This window comes from Brevundimonas diminuta, from assembly GCF_022654015.1.
Taxonomy (GTDB): Bacteria; Pseudomonadota; Alphaproteobacteria; order Caulobacterales; family Caulobacteraceae; genus Brevundimonas; species Brevundimonas diminuta_C.
This window is the reverse complement of record NZ_CP073063.1, coordinates 2,616,716-2,632,237: the sequence shown is the minus strand read 5'-3', so window position 1 is coordinate 2,632,237 and position 15,522 is coordinate 2,616,716. Positions and strand designations below refer to the sequence as shown.

Here is a 15,522-nt window from a genome sequence, read left to right as displayed (position 1 = left end):
TGGCGACTTCCGGTCAAGGCGGAATATCGATCACCCCGAATATACTATTGTGGCCAGTGCGTGCTCCCGCACCCAAGATACCATAAAGCCCCACCGCTAAAAGCCGTGGGGCTTTCTGACGTCTGACGGTCAGATGCCGAGCAGCACGGCCAAACTGCCGTGGACTTGAACACCGAACCTGCCCAGGCATTCCAACAGATAGAAATCCATGCGGTCGATAAGCTTGCGGCTCTGCGCGCCGACCTCTTCGCCATCTTTCCCTTCAAGGCTTCGTGAAAACGTCCGGCCGTAGGCCGTAGGCGCTTGCGGCAAAGGTATGCCGCTGCGTGGTTCTACAGCATCTCAACCTCTTCTAAACTCCGCCCGGCTTTGATTGTCTTCGGCTTGCCCGCGTCATCGACGGCGACCATTACGAACTCGGCCGTGGTCGAACGCCGCCGTTCTCCGGTCAGGAGCGTTTCGGCCAAGAGCTGCACCTCGACCGAAAGCGAGCTCCGCCCGACCATCTTCACTCGTGAGACCAGTTCGACCATGTCACCGCCGTCGATCGGGGCCTTGAAGGCGATGCGGTTGGTCGCGGCCATGACCATGACTTCGCGCGCATGGCGGGTCGCCGTGACGAGGGCGGCCTTGCCCATGAGCTTGAGCGCGTCGCCCCCGAACAGGGTGCCATAGTGGTTGGTCGTGCCGGGAAAGACCATCTCTGCGGTTCTCAGCCAGCCGTCGTCCGCCTCGCCTGCCTCATCGAGAGGCGCCAAGGGATGGTCATCGCCCGCCGGCCTCAAGGCGACCATGTTGAAGGCACCGCGCGTGCACAAACGGCGCTCGCCGCTCAGCAGGCTTTCGGCGTGCAGTTCGACTTCGACGCCCAGTGAGGACTGCCCGATCCGAACGACGCGGCCGACCGCCTCGACCATCTCGCCGATCCGGGCCGGCGCGGCGAAATCGATCCGCTCGCATCCCGCCGTGACGACGGCCCGCCGCGCATGACGGCTGGCGGCCAGAAAGGCGACCTTGTCGAGATGGGCCAGACCGACCCCGCCGAACAGGGTGCCATGGTGGTTGGCGTCGCCGGGGACACCATGTCGGTCAGGCGAACCCTCACGACTTGGCCCTTTCCGCGCCGTAATAGAGGTCGCGGGACAGTTCCTCGCGCACGATCTCGGCCCCGGCGTTCAAGGCGCGCAGCTTGCCGTTGGCGACGTGGCGCGACAGGGGCGCCATACCGCAGTTGGTGGCCGGATAGAGTTTGTCGGCGTCCACGACCTGAAGCGCATTGCGCAGGGTATCGGCGACCTGTTCGGGCGTTTCGATCGTGTCGGTCGCCACGTCGATGGCGCCGACCATCACCTTCTTGCCCCGGATCAGTTCGATCAGATTCATCGGCACGCGCGAGTTCTGGGCTTCCAGCGAGATGATATCGATGCTGGAGCTCCGCAGCTTGGGAAAGACCTCTTCGTACTGCCGCCATTCTGAGCCGAGGGTCTTCTTCCAATCGGTGTTGGCCTTGATGCCGTAGCCGTAACAGATGTGGACCGCCGTCTCGCACTTCAGCCCCTCGGCCGCCTTCTCCAGGGTCGCCACGCCCCAGTCGTTCACCTCGTCGAAGAAGACGTTGAAAGCGGGCTCGTCGAACTGGACGATATCGACGCCGGCGGCTTCCAGCTCGCGCGCCTCCTCGTTGAGGATTTTGGCGAACTCCCAGGCCAGTTTTTCGCGGCTGCCGTAATGGTCGTCATACAGGGTGTCGATCATCGTCATCGGCCCGGGCAAGGCCCATTTGATGGGCTGGTCGGTCTGGGCGCGCAGGAACCTGGCGTCATCGACGAAGACCGATTTCGGCCGGCTGACGGCGCCCACGACGACCGGCACGCTGGCGTCGTAGCGATTGCGGATTCGCATGGTCTTGCGGTTCTCGAAATCCACGCCGTCGAGGTGTTCGATGAAGGTCGTGACGAAATGCTGGCGGGTCTGTTCGCCGTCGCTGACGATGTCGATGCCAGCCCGGCGCTGATCGTCCAGCGACAGGCGAAGGGCGTCCTGCTTGGCCTCGATCAGTTCATCGCCTTGCAGCTTCCAGGGCGACCAGAGGGTCTCGGGCTCGGCCAGCCAGACGGGTTTGGGCAGGCTGCCGGCGGTCGAGGTCGGGAGGAGGGTGTTCATGAGGGGAGGCTCTCGATTCTGAGACGGATCAGGCGGCGGCGAAGGCGGCCGACCATTGGTCGAGACGGGCGCGGTGCGGCTTGATGAACCGCTCCTCGACGAAACGGCCCTGTTCGACGGCCAGCCGGCTGCGCTCGTCGCGGTCGTAGACGATGCGGGTCAGCGAATAGTCCTGCGCCTTCAGGCTGGGCTGGTACTGCTCTGTCGCCGGGGAGTTGGCGTTGTAGATCTCGGGCCGATAGATCTTCTGGAAGGTTTCCATCGTGGCGATGGTGCTGGCCAGTTCGAGGTCGGCGTAGTCGCCGGTCAGGTCGCCGATATGGTACAGGGCGAACGGCGCCACGCTGCCCGGTGGCATGAAGTAGCGGACCTTCATCCCCATCTTCGCGAAATACCGGTCGGTTGGCGAGAAGGCGTCGTTGTCGTATTCTAGGCCCAGCACCGGATGTTCGGCGCCGGTGCGGTGATAGGTCTTGTTGCTGGAGACGCTGAGGCAGATGACCGGCGGCTTGGCGAAGTTGTCGCGGTAGGCGCGCGACGCCAGAAAGTGCCGGAACAGCTTGCCGTGCAGATCGCCGAAATCGTCCGGTACGCCGCCGTGCGGATGCGCCTTCAGGTGTTCGGGCAAAACCACGCTGAAGTCGTAGTCACGGACATAGGAGGAGAAGTTGTTGCCCACGATCCCATCGATCCGCCGGCCAGTCTCCCGATCAATGATTGTGGTCTGCAGGATTTCGATCAGCGGAAAGGCGTCGTCGCGCTCCGAGCAAAGGCTCATCTCGACCGAGACGATCTGAAGCTCCAGCGCATAGCGATCGCCCCTCGGATTGTCGTGGTGCGCCAGCGAGTTGAAGCGGTTGTCGATCATCCGCAGGGTGTTGCGCAGATTGTCTCGGCGGCTCTCGCCTCGCGCCAGGTTGGCAAAATTGGTGGTGATCCGCGTCGTTTCGGCGGGACGATAGTCTTCGTCGAGCGCGGTCCGCTTGATCCTGAAGGTGAAGTCGCTGCTCGCCATGGTCTCTGCCGTTGATGCTGTGGCGAGACAGCGGACAGGGACGCGCGACCGCTCGCGCGCAGTCATCCCGTCACGGCGTTCATGCGACCTGACCGGACACCCCGCCGGAGGACGTTATCTGTCGGGGCAGGTCTCCTGGCTCACGGGTCACGGCTTCGGGTCCGGCCTTCCCAACGTCCGAAGGCGTCAGTGACACGAAATGGACCTTCGGCTCGCCGCTCACAGTTGCGGGGGCAGCGCCGGCATCACACCGGCTTCCCTCTTAGCTCCGCATCGCCCGGAGGCGACGCGCAGAACCTCGACCTATTCATGAGACCCGCACCCGACGCCGAAGTCAAGAAACACATAAGGATATCCTTATGGCTTCTGGCGGCTTCTACCATCGCTCCTGCTGTTCAGCTTTCCGAGGTCATGGCTCCACGAGCCCATCAAAGATTGAACAGCATCTCTTTGGATCCCGGTCTGCCACAGACGCCGCCGGGAAGTTCGTCGTCCGACAATCCTGAGGCCGCGCGAAGGCACGGGCGAAGCGCTCGAGTTGCTAGCTTATGCGCTGATAACGATAACGAATCCTCGACGGTTTAGTGGAGATGAGGCACCTTAATCTGCAGAGGTTCTGTCAAGTCCGCAGATTGCGCTAGCCCGATCACCCAGAGGCTTGAAGCCTCTGGGCGGTGCCCATCGGGCGCGCTGCGCGTTGTCCCGACGATGAAGCAGCCCTTCCGATACCCTACGACTCCAGACGGCCGCTATTTCGTGGTGCGAGGCCGGCTTTGGCGATGCGCCAATCCAGCGTTGTCGGCTGCGGCGAGGGACGAACTGGTGCATCATCTGATGTCGGCGCGCCGGGCGGTGCGGACGGCCCTGGCGGCTGAGGATCCAGATGCTCTGGCCGCATCGCGGCGGAGCGTGGAAAAGGCCAAGGTGGGGCTGGGCGAGCGGGGGCCAGTTTGGTGGAGCGACGGCTCACCGGATCTCAATCGGCGCATGGTGCGCAACACCCCTACGCGGATTGGTTCGCCAATTTGTCCGAGACGCGCGAATGATGACAGCATTCCATCGTTTCGTTGTGGCTTAGGCCATGCGTTCGATACGGCCACGGCCGAAATAGCCGCCGCACGAAAAGATCCTGCAACTTCCTTTTAGGGCGGTTCCGTCGCGCTGGCGGCTGAAACGACTGGGGGTACGAAAGCGGGCGCAACCCCCGGCTGACCACGGGGTTGAGCCAGGATGAAATCATCACCTGCCGACACCGATCTTTCCGCCACGGGCCAACAGGTCCTCGTTGGAGGGCCAGCGCCCGAGCAGGACGACGGCAAGCGTTGGAAAATGCCGGCGGCGGCCGTTGCGGCTGGACTTGCCGAGATGAAGACAAGGCGCTCGCAGGCCGTGGTGTTCATAGCCACCAGCGAACGCCGCGCCGATGAGATTGCGGCGGCGCTCTCGCCGATGGTGAAGGACGCCGAGGTGCTGGTCCTGCCGCCCTGGGACTGCCTGCCCTACGACCGCGCTGCGCCTTCGCGGGAAAGCATGGGGCGGCGGATGGCCGTCTTGGGCGCCCTGGACGAAGCCGGCGCAAGGCCCGTGTTCCTGGTCGCCTCGCCCGATGCGATCGTGCAGCGGACGCCGTCGCGCGAACGGATCAAGGCCCGCTTGTCGGTCGCGGCGGGCGAGGCGCTGGATCGCGAAGTCTTGGAATCGTTTTTGATGGATACAGGCTATGCGGCGGATGAGCGGGTCGACGAACCTGGCGAGTATGCTCTGCTCGGCGCGGTGGTCGACGTCTTCCCGCCCGCGTCTGCAACGCCTTATCGCATCGCCCTGGATGAGGCGAACCGGATCACCGAAATCCATGCCTTCGATCCCGTGTCGCAGCGCCGGGGCGCCGAGATCCAGACGATCTGTCTGACCCCGGCAGCTGAGTGGAGCGACCGGTCGTCCGAGGATGACGATCCCGATCGTCAGGAGACCGGGCCGTTGATCGATACTGAGACCTCGACGACCCTGTTTGATTTCCTCGACAAGCCGATGATCCTGACCGACGTTGGCGTGGAGGATCGGTTCGAACGCATTCGCGCGCATGTGGCCGAAGCCTATGACACTCGCCTGCGGTTCAGCGAGGGCGCGCGTCCTCCGAAACCCGACAGCCTTTATCTGACGGAGCAGGACGTTCATCAGGCGTTAAAAGGGGTTAAACCCTTGAGCGTCGAGGGTTGGGCGGCTACGCCGGCCTTCGCATTGAAAAAGTCGCCGGGGCGGGCCCTGAAACAGTTCGTTGCCGAGCGGCGCGAGGCGGGCGATCGCATCGTCCTGACAGGATTGCCTCATGAGCACAGGATCGTCCTACGCCTGCTGCGTCGCCACGATATCGATACGCCCGTGGCGCTAGAGAGCTGGAGCGCGATCGCGCCACTGCAGCCCGGGCAGATCGCCGTCATAACCGCCGATCTGGACACAGGTTTCCGCCAGTCGGCGACCGGTCTTGTCGTCCTGACGCCTTCGGATATCTTCGGCGGCCGGATCGCGCGAGCATCCGGCGACACGAACAATGCGTTCGGAGAGACAGAACTGCGGTTGGACGATGTGGTCATCCATGAAGACCACGGACTGGGCGTCCTGAAGGCTTTGGAGCGGGTCGCTGCCGATGGCGTGGAGCGCGACGTTCTGCGCATCGAGTATCATGGCGGAGGAACCATTCTCGCGCCGATCGAGGAGTTCGGCAAAATCTGGCGCTACGGCTCGGAGCCGGACGCGGTGTCGCTGGATCGACTGAATACGCAGGGATGGCTGAAGCGTCGCGCCAAGGTCAGCGCGCAGATCGATGAGGCCGCAGCTGCTCTATCCGCCCGGGCCGAGGCGCGCGCAGCGTTGAGGACCGAACCGATCACCGCGCCGCGCCAGGCGCTCGCCCGCTTCGCCTCCGGGTTCGCCTTCCCCGAAACGGCCGATCAGGCGCGCGCCATCGAGGCGGTCCTGGCGGACTTGGGATCCGGCAAGCCCATGAACCGGCTCGTCTGCGGCGATGTCGGTTTCGGCAAGACCGAGGTCGCCCTGCGCGCCGCGGCGGCCGTGGCCCTTGCCGGCAAACAGGTCATCGTCGTCGCCCCGACCACCGTCCTGGCGCGCCAGCATTTCGAGGTCTTCAAGAGACGGTTCAAGGACACGGACATTCAAATCGGCCATCTGTCGCGCGCCGCAGACAGCGCGGAGGCGCGGGCGGTCAAGGCAGGTCTGGCGGACGGCTCCATGCGCGTCGTGGTGGGTACGCAGGCCCTGGCGTCGGAAGGATTGGCGTGTTTCGACCTTGGGCTTGTCATCATCGATGAGGAGCACCGCTTCGGCGCGCAGATGAAATCTGCCTTGTCAGAGAAAGCGCCGCATCTGTTGTCGATGTCGGCCACTCCGATCCCGAGGACTCTTCAAAGCGCCATGGTCGGCATTCAGGACGTCAGCCTGATCGCCAGTCCACCCGCGAGACGTCGGCCGATCCGAACCTTCATGACCCCGTTCGACGCTGGGGCGGTTCGCCTATCGCTGATGCGCGAGAAGGCGCGGGGCGGCCAAAGTTTCGTGGTCGTGCCGCGGATCGAGGATATGGAACCCTTGGCGGAACGCCTGAAGACCCTGACGCCCGAGCTGTCCGTGGTCTCGGCGCACGGCGATATGTCCCCGTCCGCGATCGACGAGGTTATGAGCCGTTTCTCCGACGGCGAGGGGGACGTGCTTTTGGCCACGAACATCATCGAGACCGGCCTGGATGTGCCGCGCGCCAATACGATGTTGATCTGGCGGCCGGACCGGTTCGGCCTGGCGCAACTGCATCAGCTGCGCGGGCGTGTCGGCCGGGGGCGGCGACAGGGGTTCACCTATCTGCTTTCCGATCCCGAAGCGCCGATGGCGGCGGCCACGGAAGCGCGCTTGCAGACGCTGGAGGCTCTGGACCGACTGGGGGCGGGCTTCGCGATCAGCGGACGCGATCTGGACCTGCGCGGCGGCGGCGATCTGGTGGGCGAGGAACAGGCCGGACATGTCAGGCTGATCGGCTCGGCCCTGTATCAGGCCGTCCTGGCTCGGGCGCTCGCGGCTGCAAAAGGCGATCCCGATCCAGACCAAGCCTCTCCCAGTCTGAACGTCGGCGCGACAGGGCATCTGCCGGCGGACTACATCCCAGACGAAACCGTGCGCATCAATCTTTACGCCCGGTTGGCGCGCGCCACGACGCCGGAAGATGTCGACGCCCTGCGAGACGAGGCCGAAGATCGGTTCGGCCCTTTACCCGACCCGGCAGAGGACCTGTTCACCGGCCGTCGCCTGGCGGCGCTCGCCCGTGATGCCGGCGTCACGGAAATAGTGTCGGGACCGAAGGCGACGGCTTTGCGAATCGCGGCGGCGCGTCGGCCCGGCATGGAAGCCGCCTTCCCGTTGGGCGACGATCGACGCTGGTCCGACGATCGCATGATCGTCGACGCCGCCAACGATCAACCGCACGACACGGCCTTCATTGAAAGGCTTCTGACCGAATTGGCGGCGGCCTGAGGCCAGGGCGGTGTAGAGCTGATTTCGACGTCCAGGTTCTGTTTTGTTGGGAGCAATTCCGCCGGTGGCGCGCTGATCGACGACCGCCGACCGACAAGGACGGGGTTTCGCGTCTTCGCTTTTGAAAAAGCCCCTGCATGCCCACAGATACCCGCCTCGCTGTCGTCTTCCTTCATTCCTTGGGATCGAGCCGCCACGATTGGGACGCGGTGATCGAGCGGCTTGCCGATGAGGTGCTGACGGTCGCGATCGATCTTCCAGGGTTTGGAGACAGGGCGCCGGAAGGCCATGGCGATGTCCAAGTCGTGCTCGACGACCTGAGCCGTCGTCTGACTGATCTCGCTCTCGCACGCTGGATCCTTGTCGGCCACAGCATGGGCGGCAAGTTCGCGACCTTGATCGCTGCACGGGCGCGTGACGGGGCGGCGGGTTTGAGCGGGTTGCTGGGCCTCGTGCTGGTCGCCGGATCGCCGCCCTCGCCGGAGCCGATGGACGAGAACAGGCGTGCGGATATGCTGACCTGGTTCGACGATCCGACAAGGATCGAGGATCGGGGGCGCCAGTTCATCGACGCCAATACGGCCGCCGGTCTGCCGCAAGCCGCTTTCGATCAGGCGCTGGCCGATTTCACGCGGTCAAGTCCCCAAGCCTGGCGCGGATGGCTGGCCGAAGGATCGCGCGAGGACTGGTCCGATCAGGCCGGCGTCCTGCCTTTCCCTGCTCTGATCATCGCCGGCGCACAGGACGGCGATCTGGGCGAGGCGGCGCAGCGGCGTGTCAACGCCCCTCACTATCGCGCCGCTGACGTGGTGGTCGTGTCGGATGCGGCGCACCTGATCCCTCAGGAACAGCCGGACCGTCTCGCCGGCCTGGTTCTGGAATTTGTCGAGAAGCTCGGTTCATCTGCGCTGCCTCCACGCTTCGTGGGTCTGATGGCGTCCGATCGCGTGTCGGATCGCACACGACGCGCAATGCTGGATCGTCACTTCGGTCCGGTCCAAGCCGACGGCGGCGTCCTGAACCCGACCCAGCGCGCCGTTTTGTCGGCGATGATGGCGCGTATTTTGCCGGATGCAGGCGATCCGGATGATTTGGCGCGGCGTCTGGATGTGGGGCTCTCCAGCGGACAGGGCGATGGGTGGCGGTTCGCCGATCTTCCGTCGGACACCGAGGCCTGGCGACGCGGACTGGATGAGATCGCCGCCATGGCGCCGAAGTTCGCAACCCTGGCCTCTGATCGCCAGGACGGCATCCTGCGCGCCATTTCACAGGGCGAGTGGGCAGAGCCAAGCGGGCTTTCGGCGCACGCCATGAGGCTGTGGTTCCAGGACGTCGTCTCCGAGGTCGCGCGCCTGTGGATGTCGCTGCCGGCCACCTGGGCCCAGATTGGTTACGACGGTTTCGCCACGGGTGGCGAAGGACAATTCCAAGGCTACGACCAGACAGCGGCGGACCGCACCGAACCTTGGCGTTTGCTGCGGGAGGGCGAGGGTTGAGCGCGCCCGCAAGGACGGCCGACGAAGCCGATGTCGTCATCATCGGCAGCGGCGCCGGCGGGGCTCCGATCGCAGCCAGGCTGGCGAAGGCCGGGCTGTCGGTCACGGTGCTGGAGGCGGGGCGGGCCTTCGATTCGGCGGAGCATACGCCCGACGAAACGACGGCAGACCTTTACTGGATGGAGGAACGCCTCAGCGGAGGGCACAACCCGACCGCCTTTGGGGCCAACAACTCCGGCCAGGGCGTCGGCGGCTCGCTGCTGCACTGGGGCGCCTTCTGCCCGCGACCCGATCCCCGTGATCTGACGCTGGCCTCGGAGACCGGGCGCGGACGCGACTGGCCGTTCGGCTGGGACGAACTGAAACCTTACGTCGAGAGCGTGGAGGCGGTGATCGGGGTCTCGGGCCCGGCCGACTATCCTTGGGGCGGCCGACAGTTCGCCTATCCGCCTGTGCCGCGCAACGCCCCGGCGGACGCCATGGCCCGTGGCGCAAGTGCGGTCGGGCTCAAGGTTGCGGATGCGCCGGCGGCCGTGCTGTCTCGCGATCGAGCGGTTGGGACGACACCCCACCGCATGGCCTGCGTCAACTGCGGCGCCTGCCATCAAGGATGCCGGACCGGCGCCAAGGGCGGCGCGGACAACAGCTTTCTGCCGATGGCCGCAGCCAACGGCGCCAAGATCATCGCCAACGCGCGGGCGATCGGCGTCGAGCGTCACGCCGGTGGACGGATCAATTCCGTGATCTATCGTCGCGACGGCCAGGATCATCGGCTGAACTGCCGGGCGCTGTTCCTTTGTGCGGGCGGTGTCGAGACGCCGCGCCTGCTGCTGAACTGGGGATTAGGCAACGCCGGCGGCGAAGTCGGCCGCAACTTCATGACCCATGTGGCGACCCAGGTCTGGGGGCGGTTTGACTCCGACATGTCGATGAACCGCGGCTATCCGTCTTCCCTGATCAGCGAAGAAATGGTGCGTCCCTCGGACGCGAACTTCGCCGGCGGCTATCTGATCCAAAGCCTTGGCGTCATGCCGGTCACCCTGGCGGGCGGGTTCGCGCGCGGCGCGGGCCTGTGGGGCGCGCCGCTGGTGGATACGCTGCGCAACTATCGCCGGCTCGCCGGGATCGGCATCAATGGAGAGTGTCTGCCGAACGACGACAACCGCCTGACCCTGTCCGATGAGATCGACGCCGTCGGGCTGCGCAAGGCGCGGATCGACTTCAGCTATGGCGAAAACGAGCGGCGTCTGGACGCCCATGCCCGACGCGTCATGACGGGGATTTGGACCGCCGCCGGCGCCGAGGACATTTTCGCAGTGGCCCGTTCGGCGCACACCATCGGCGGCTGCCGGATGGGAGACAAGGCGGACGGGGCGGTCGTCGACGGCGACGGGTGCAGCGTCGAGATCGACAACCTCTACGTCTGCGACAACTCCGTCTTCCCCAGCGCGCTTTCGGCCAACCCGGCCTTGACCCTCATGGCCGTCGCCCTGCGCACAGCCGATCGTTTCCTCGAACGTCAACGAACAGGAGATTTGTGATGGACCTCGGGATCAAGGGGCGTATCGCCCTCATTTCCGGCGCCGATTCCGGCATGGGCAAGGAGACGGCGCGGCTGCTGCTGGAAGCCGGCGTACGGGTCGCCCTGACCGACAAGCCGGACGGCACGCTGGATGAAGCCGTCCAGGAGCTGTCCGCCTTGGGCGAATGCATCGGCGTGACCGGCGATGTGACCAGGGCCGACGATGTCGAACGGCTGTGGGCGGAGGTCCGAGACCGCATGGGCGATCCGGACATCTATGTGAACGCAGCGGGCGTGACGGGCGCGACCGGCGACTTCCTGGATGTCGATGACGCCGGTTGGCTGGAGACGCTCGACATCAATCTGATGGGCGCGGTGCGGATGTGCCGCCAGGCCATTCCGGCCATGCGGCGTTCGGGCTGGGGCCGTGTCGTCCTGTTCGCGTCGGAGGATGCGGTCCAGCCCTATGTCGATGAACTGGCCTATTGCGCCTCGAAGGCTGGCATTCTCAGCCTGGCGAAGGGCTTGTCCAAGGCCTACGGCTGCGACAATGTGCTGGTGAACACGGTCTCGCCCGCCTTCATCGCCACCCCGATGACCGACGCCATGATGAAGAAGCGCGCCGAGGAACGCGGCGAAACCTTCGACGAGGCCATCAAGAGCTTCCTGGAGGAAGAGCGCCCCGGAATGACCCTGGATCGCAGGGGCAAGCCGGAGGAGGTGGCGGCGGCCGTGGCCTTCCTATGTTCGGAGCGCGCCAGTTTTATCAACGGTGCGGGCATCCGGGTGGATTCCGGCTCGGTCGCCACCCTCGCCGGCTAGTCGTAGGGCTGAGAAAGAGAGACCGGCGGCGGGAAGATCCCGCCGCTGGTTTTGTGTTGTCAGGCGACGCCCATGCCGCCCGTGACGCCGAACACTTCGCCCGTGATGTAGCTGCCTTCCTGCGAGGCCAGCAGCACATAGACCGGGGCGATCTCGACAGGCTGGCCCGGACGACCCAGCGGCACCTGTTCGCCAAACTTCATCACGGCGTCCTGCGGCTGTCCGCCGGACGACTGCAGGGGCGTCCAGAAGGGGCCGGGCGCCACGACGTTGGCGCGTATGCCCTTTTCGATCAGCTGCTTGGACAGGGCCTTCGTATAGGCGACGATCCCGGCCTTGGTGGTGGCGTAGTCCAGCAGGATGGCCGAAGGTTCATAGGCCTGGATCGAGGCGGTGGTGATGACCGAGGCGCCCGCCGGCAGATGCGGGACGGCCGCCTGGGCGATCCAGTGCATGGCGTAGAGGTTGGTCTTCAAGGTCTTGTCGAAGTCTTCCGACGTGACCTGAGAGATGTCCTCGCGATACTGCTGGCGGCCGGCGTTGATGACCAGGACGTCCAGTCCGCCCAGCTCGGACACGGCCTGTTCGACCATCTGCCGGCACCAGTTTTCATCGGTGATGTCGCCGGGCAGATCGATGGCCTTGCGGCCTTCAGCCTCGATCAGCGCGATGACTTCGGCGGCGTCCTTACGCTCGGACGGCAGATAGGAGAGGGCCACATCGGCCCCTTCCCGGGCGTAGGCGATGGCGGCCGCGCGGCCGATGCCGCTGTCCGCGCCGGTGATCAGGGCCTTGCGCCCTTTCAGCTTGCTGGAACCCTGATAGCTGTCCTCGCCATGATCGGGTTTGGGGTCCATCTCGCGCGCTTCGCCGGGCACGGGCTGCGGTTGGCGCGGGAAGGGCGGCTTTGGATATTGCTCGCGCGGATCCTGAAGGGTCAGTCGATCAGTCATGGAACGTCTCCGTTTCGGGTAGGGGGGAGGTGGTCTGCGCCTTGCCGACGGCGGTCAGGGCGGTCAGATGCGCGAGGTGGCTGAGTCCCTGCGGCATGTTGCCGAGGTAGGCGCCGGTGTCCGGGTCGATCATCTCGGTGAGCATGCCCCAGCGACCGCTGAGGGCTTCGCGCAGACCGTCGATGCGGGCGCGCGCCTTGTCCGGTTCGCCTAGCGTCGCCCAGGCTTCGGCGATCCAGAAGGAACAGGCGATGAAGCACCCTTCCTCGGCCTGCATGCCGGAATAGCGATAGTGGAAGACGCCGGCGCCGAGATGGCGATCCAGCGCTTCGAGGGTCGCGCGCAGTCGATCCTCGCCATCGAACCGGAACCGCACCGCCAAGGCCAGGGCGGCGTCCAGCTTGTCGCTGCCCGGATACATGACGAAGGCCTGAAGGCTTTCGGACCAGCAATGCGTCTCGACCCAGGCGAAAATCCGGTCGCGCTCTCGCCGCCAGCGGTCCCGGCATGTCGTCGGCAGTTGCCCCGCGTCCGCCAGTTCGACCGCGCGGGCCAGGGCCTGCCAGCAGCTGATCTTGGACATGGTGTAGTGCTGCTGATCCTCCAGTTCCCACATGCCCGCGTCCGGCTGTCGCCAGGCGTCGGCGCACTGATCCGCCAGTTCGGACAACTGCTGGGCGCTGGCGCTGTCGAGGATGTTGCCGCAGCCGACGAAGCGCGAGGCGGTCTCGAAAATGTCGCCAAACACGCCGTGTTGGGCCTGTTCTGCAGCCCGGTTTCCGGTGACGACCGGACGCGAGCCTTGATAGCCCGGCATGTCCCAGTGCGTTTCCGGCGGCACGAGCGCGCCGTCCAGGCTGTAGCAGACCTTGGCGCCATGGCGCTTCAGCTGCATCAGCAGCCAGCTGAAGGCGGCCTTGGCCTCCGCTTGGGCGCCGGCCGCCAGGAAGGCCTCGATTGTATAGCCGGCGTCGCGCAGCCAGGCGTAGCGATAGTCCCAGTTCTTGTCGCCGCCCAGACGCTCGGGCAGGGACGTCGTGGCCGCCGCGGCGATGGCGCCCGACGGCGAGTACAGCAGCAACTTCAACGCCAGGGCGCTGCGGACGAAGTCGTCGCGATACAGGCCGGGACACTTCAGGCGCGCCGCCCAGTCCCGCCATTCCTGATCCGACAGGTCGATGCGGGCGTCGATCTCTTCGATGGACGGCACGACCAGCGGCTCGTCCCGTCCGGCGACGATGGCCGCCGTGCGCCGCTCGCCTGCGCCGACAACGATGGTTCCGACAATGCCCTCATCGGACCATTCGCAGGAGATGCGCGGATCGTGGACGAACAGGCCGAGCACCCGCTCGACATGGAAAACCGTGTGTTCGCCGATCTTGGAATGATACGGATTGGCCGTATCGCCCCGACGCCCCAAACGCATCTCCAAGGCGAAGGTCACCTCGCCCTCGAGGCCATCGATGCGGCGGGCCAGTTCACACCAGGGCAAACGGCCGGCCGTGCCGCTGTTGAGACTCTCGGTCAGGCGCGCGCGGCCGGTGGCGGTGGTGAAGTCCGTCTCCAGCACATTGCTGTCGGGACGATAGCGGCGGGTCGCCGTGAAGGCTTCGGTCGGCGTGATCGAAAACCGGCCGCCCTCCGGATCCAGTAGGCGGTCGAAAAGGGGCGGCGCATCGATCGCGGGCACGCACCACCAGTCAATGCCGCCATCCAGCGCTGAAAGCGCCACCGTCCGGCCCTCGCCCAGAACGCCATAGTCTTCGAGGGCGACGTAACCGTCGGGACGGAGCGTCTGCGATAAACGCGCGGGGTCGGGCGTGAAGACCGTCTCGGTCATCGTTTTGACGATCCGATCGCATAGCCCGCCGTCATGGCAAGGCCCGCAAGGACACCGACCGCCGCGACCTTGAGCGCCGCGATCTGGCGGCTGCACACGAAACCGATCCACGGTCTGATCACCCGTTCGGTGTCCGGACCGTCGATCGCCGCCGGGCCTTCCTCAGGGCGGTCGAGATTGCCGAGACGCGGCAGTTGCGGCTCGCCCTGCTGCGCTGTGATCATCTTGGCCGCCTGGCGATCCGCCAGCGCAGGCGTGAACTGTTGCGCCAGCGCCATCAGCCATGTCGTGCGACCCACGAAGACCTTGCGGCTGGGCCGCTGCACGGCCGACCAGACGGCGTCTGCACACAGGCGGGGATCGAACAGGGGATCTGGAATGACCTGCGCCCGGTCGGTCCGGTTGCGTGACCACAAAGGCTGGGGCGTGTTGACGGCCGGCAGATAGACGGTGGTCAGGGTGACGTTGGAGGATGAGGCGATCAGTTCGGCCCGAATGGCCTCGGTAAACCCGTCTACGGCGGCCTTGGCGCCGCAATAGGCGGCCTGCAGCGGGGCAGGGCGCAGCGCCAATCCCGAGGAAATTTGGATCACCGCCCCTTTGTCCGCCGGCCGCATGACCCGAAGCGCCGCGCGCGTTCCGTAGACCTGAGACAGATAGGTCGTCTCGACGACGCGGCGGTAATCGGCGTCGGTCAAATCCTCATCGCGCCCGATGACAGTGGACATGGCGTTGTTGACCCAGACATCGATGCTGCCGAAAGCGTCCACGACATCGCGGCCCGCCTGCTCGACGAACTCCGGATCGGACACATCGCCCGCCACGCCGATCACGCGAGCGCCCGACTGCTTCAGCTGCTCGACGGCGGCGGAAAGCCGTTCAGGCTGTCTGGCGATCACCACGACCTGCCATCCGGCTCGGGCGAACCGGTCAGCGATCGCCAGACCGATGCCGGCGCTGGCGCCTGTGACGACGATGACCGGCATGGCGATCCTTCTGATTTCGATTGCGGAGTGACGATCGCAGTTGCGGCCGAAGGGGGGAGGCTCTGACAACGACACGTCCGGAGGAAGGTTGCCGTCTTTCCGGCGACCGGCGCTTAAGTCGCTCGTCAGCATTTTGATGCTGGCGCAAAGCTTCGCCCATAGAGATGGACGGGCACGAGCATGCGGGAG

At 65.6% G+C, this 15,522-nt stretch carries 11 protein-coding genes and 1 riboswitch; of the genes, 4 read left to right on the top strand and 7 right to left on the bottom strand.

Going from position 1 to position 15,522, the window contains the following annotated elements; translation table 11 throughout:
* Nucleotides 1-129: 129 nt before the first annotated feature.
* The 4 genes from KAK88_RS13115 to KAK88_RS13100 all read right to left on the bottom strand — a co-directional run bounded on the left by KAK88_RS13115 (nt 130) and on the right by KAK88_RS13100 (nt 3,178).
* The gene (locus KAK88_RS13115; protein WP_242076947.1) at nt 130-312 is read right to left on the bottom strand and encodes a hypothetical protein; all 183 of its coding nucleotides are present in this window, start codon (nt 310-312) and stop codon (nt 130-132) included.
* A 20-nt stretch (nt 313-332) separates the two neighbouring features.
* Nucleotides 333-1,004 carry an acyl-CoA thioesterase gene (locus tag KAK88_RS13110; protein WP_242078602.1) on the bottom strand — a complete coding sequence of 224 codons (672 nt, stop codon included), beginning with the start codon at nt 1,002-1,004 and terminating at the stop codon, nt 333-335.
* Between the two features lie 97 nt (nt 1,005-1,101).
* Entirely contained in the window at nt 1,102-2,163 is a 1,062-nt protein-coding gene (locus KAK88_RS13105; RefSeq protein WP_242076946.1) for a methionine synthase, read from the bottom strand.
* Nucleotides 2,164-2,191: 28 nt separating this feature from the next.
* Nucleotides 2,192-3,178 carry a DUF1852 domain-containing protein gene (locus KAK88_RS13100; protein WP_242076945.1) on the bottom strand — a complete coding sequence of 329 codons (987 nt, stop codon included), beginning with the start codon at nt 3,176-3,178 and terminating at the stop codon, nt 2,192-2,194.
* A gap of 108 nt (nt 3,179-3,286) precedes the next feature.
* Nucleotides 3,287-3,494: riboswitch (cobalamin riboswitch) on the bottom strand.
* 914 nt (nt 3,495-4,408) lie between these two features.
* Here KAK88_RS13100 and KAK88_RS13095 point away from each other — a divergent pair.
* The 4 genes from KAK88_RS13095 (at nt 4,409) to KAK88_RS13080 (ending at nt 11,554) form a co-directional block, all read left to right on the top strand.
* Nucleotides 4,409-7,714: a helicase-related protein gene (locus KAK88_RS13095; protein ID WP_242076944.1), complete on the top strand. Its 3,306-nt coding sequence runs from the start codon at nt 4,409-4,411 to the stop codon at nt 7,712-7,714.
* 137 nt (nt 7,715-7,851) lie between these two features.
* Nucleotides 7,852-9,210 (top strand): alpha/beta hydrolase, encoded by a 1,359-nt coding sequence (locus tag KAK88_RS13090; RefSeq protein WP_242076943.1) that lies wholly within the window; start codon nt 7,852-7,854, stop codon nt 9,208-9,210.
* A complete protein-coding gene (locus tag KAK88_RS13085) occupies nt 9,207-10,751 on the top strand; it encodes a GMC family oxidoreductase (protein WP_242076942.1) in 1,545 nt (514 codons plus the stop codon). Before KAK88_RS13090 ends, KAK88_RS13085 begins: the two co-directional genes overlap by 4 nt.
* Nucleotides 10,751-11,554, top strand: a complete 804-nt coding sequence (locus tag KAK88_RS13080) for an SDR family NAD(P)-dependent oxidoreductase (protein ID WP_242076941.1) — start codon at nt 10,751-10,753, stop codon at nt 11,552-11,554. The genes KAK88_RS13085 and KAK88_RS13080 overlap by 1 nt, the downstream gene beginning before the upstream one ends.
* Nucleotides 11,555-11,613: 59 nt before the next feature.
* Here the strand turns inward: KAK88_RS13080 and KAK88_RS13075 are convergent, their stop codons facing one another.
* The 3 genes from KAK88_RS13075 to KAK88_RS13065 are packed head-to-tail and all read right to left on the bottom strand — an operon-like array spanning nt 11,614 to nt 15,333.
* Nucleotides 11,614-12,507, bottom strand: coding sequence for an SDR family oxidoreductase (locus KAK88_RS13075; protein ID WP_242076940.1), 894 nt, complete (start codon nt 12,505-12,507; stop codon nt 11,614-11,616).
* Complete coding sequence (locus KAK88_RS13070; RefSeq protein ID WP_242076939.1) at nt 12,500-14,347, bottom strand: glycoside hydrolase family 15 protein; 1,848 nt, start codon at nt 14,345-14,347, stop codon at nt 12,500-12,502. Before KAK88_RS13070 ends, KAK88_RS13075 begins: the two co-directional genes overlap by 8 nt.
* Entirely contained in the window at nt 14,344-15,333 is a 990-nt protein-coding gene (locus KAK88_RS13065) for an SDR family oxidoreductase (RefSeq protein ID WP_242076938.1), read from the bottom strand. Before KAK88_RS13065 ends, KAK88_RS13070 begins: the two co-directional genes overlap by 4 nt.
* Nucleotides 15,334-15,522: the final 189 nt, after the last annotated feature.

What these genes read in the sequence shown, in the direction of transcription:
- KAK88_RS13105 (WP_242076946.1), bottom strand. Translation starts at nt 2,163, where the DNA reads ATGAACACCCTCCTCCCGACCTCGACCGCCGGCAGCCTGCCCAAACCC.
- KAK88_RS13095 (WP_242076944.1), top strand. Translation starts at nt 4,409, where the DNA reads ATGAAATCATCACCTGCCGACACCGATCTTTCCGCCACGGGCCAACAG.
- KAK88_RS13075 (WP_242076940.1), bottom strand. Translation starts at nt 12,507, where the DNA reads ATGACTGATCGACTGACCCTTCAGGATCCGCGCGAGCAATATCCAAAG.
- KAK88_RS13080 (WP_242076941.1), top strand. Translation starts at nt 10,751, where the DNA reads ATGGACCTCGGGATCAAGGGGCGTATCGCCCTCATTTCCGGCGCCGAT.
- KAK88_RS13090 (WP_242076943.1), top strand. Translation starts at nt 7,852, where the DNA reads ATGCCCACAGATACCCGCCTCGCTGTCGTCTTCCTTCATTCCTTGGGA.
- KAK88_RS13100 (WP_242076945.1), bottom strand. Translation starts at nt 3,178, where the DNA reads ATGGCGAGCAGCGACTTCACCTTCAGGATCAAGCGGACCGCGCTCGAC.
- KAK88_RS13070 (WP_242076939.1), bottom strand. Translation starts at nt 14,347, where the DNA reads ATGACCGAGACGGTCTTCACGCCCGACCCCGCGCGTTTATCGCAGACG.
- KAK88_RS13065 (WP_242076938.1), bottom strand. Translation starts at nt 15,333, where the DNA reads ATGCCGGTCATCGTCGTCACAGGCGCCAGCGCCGGCATCGGTCTGGCG.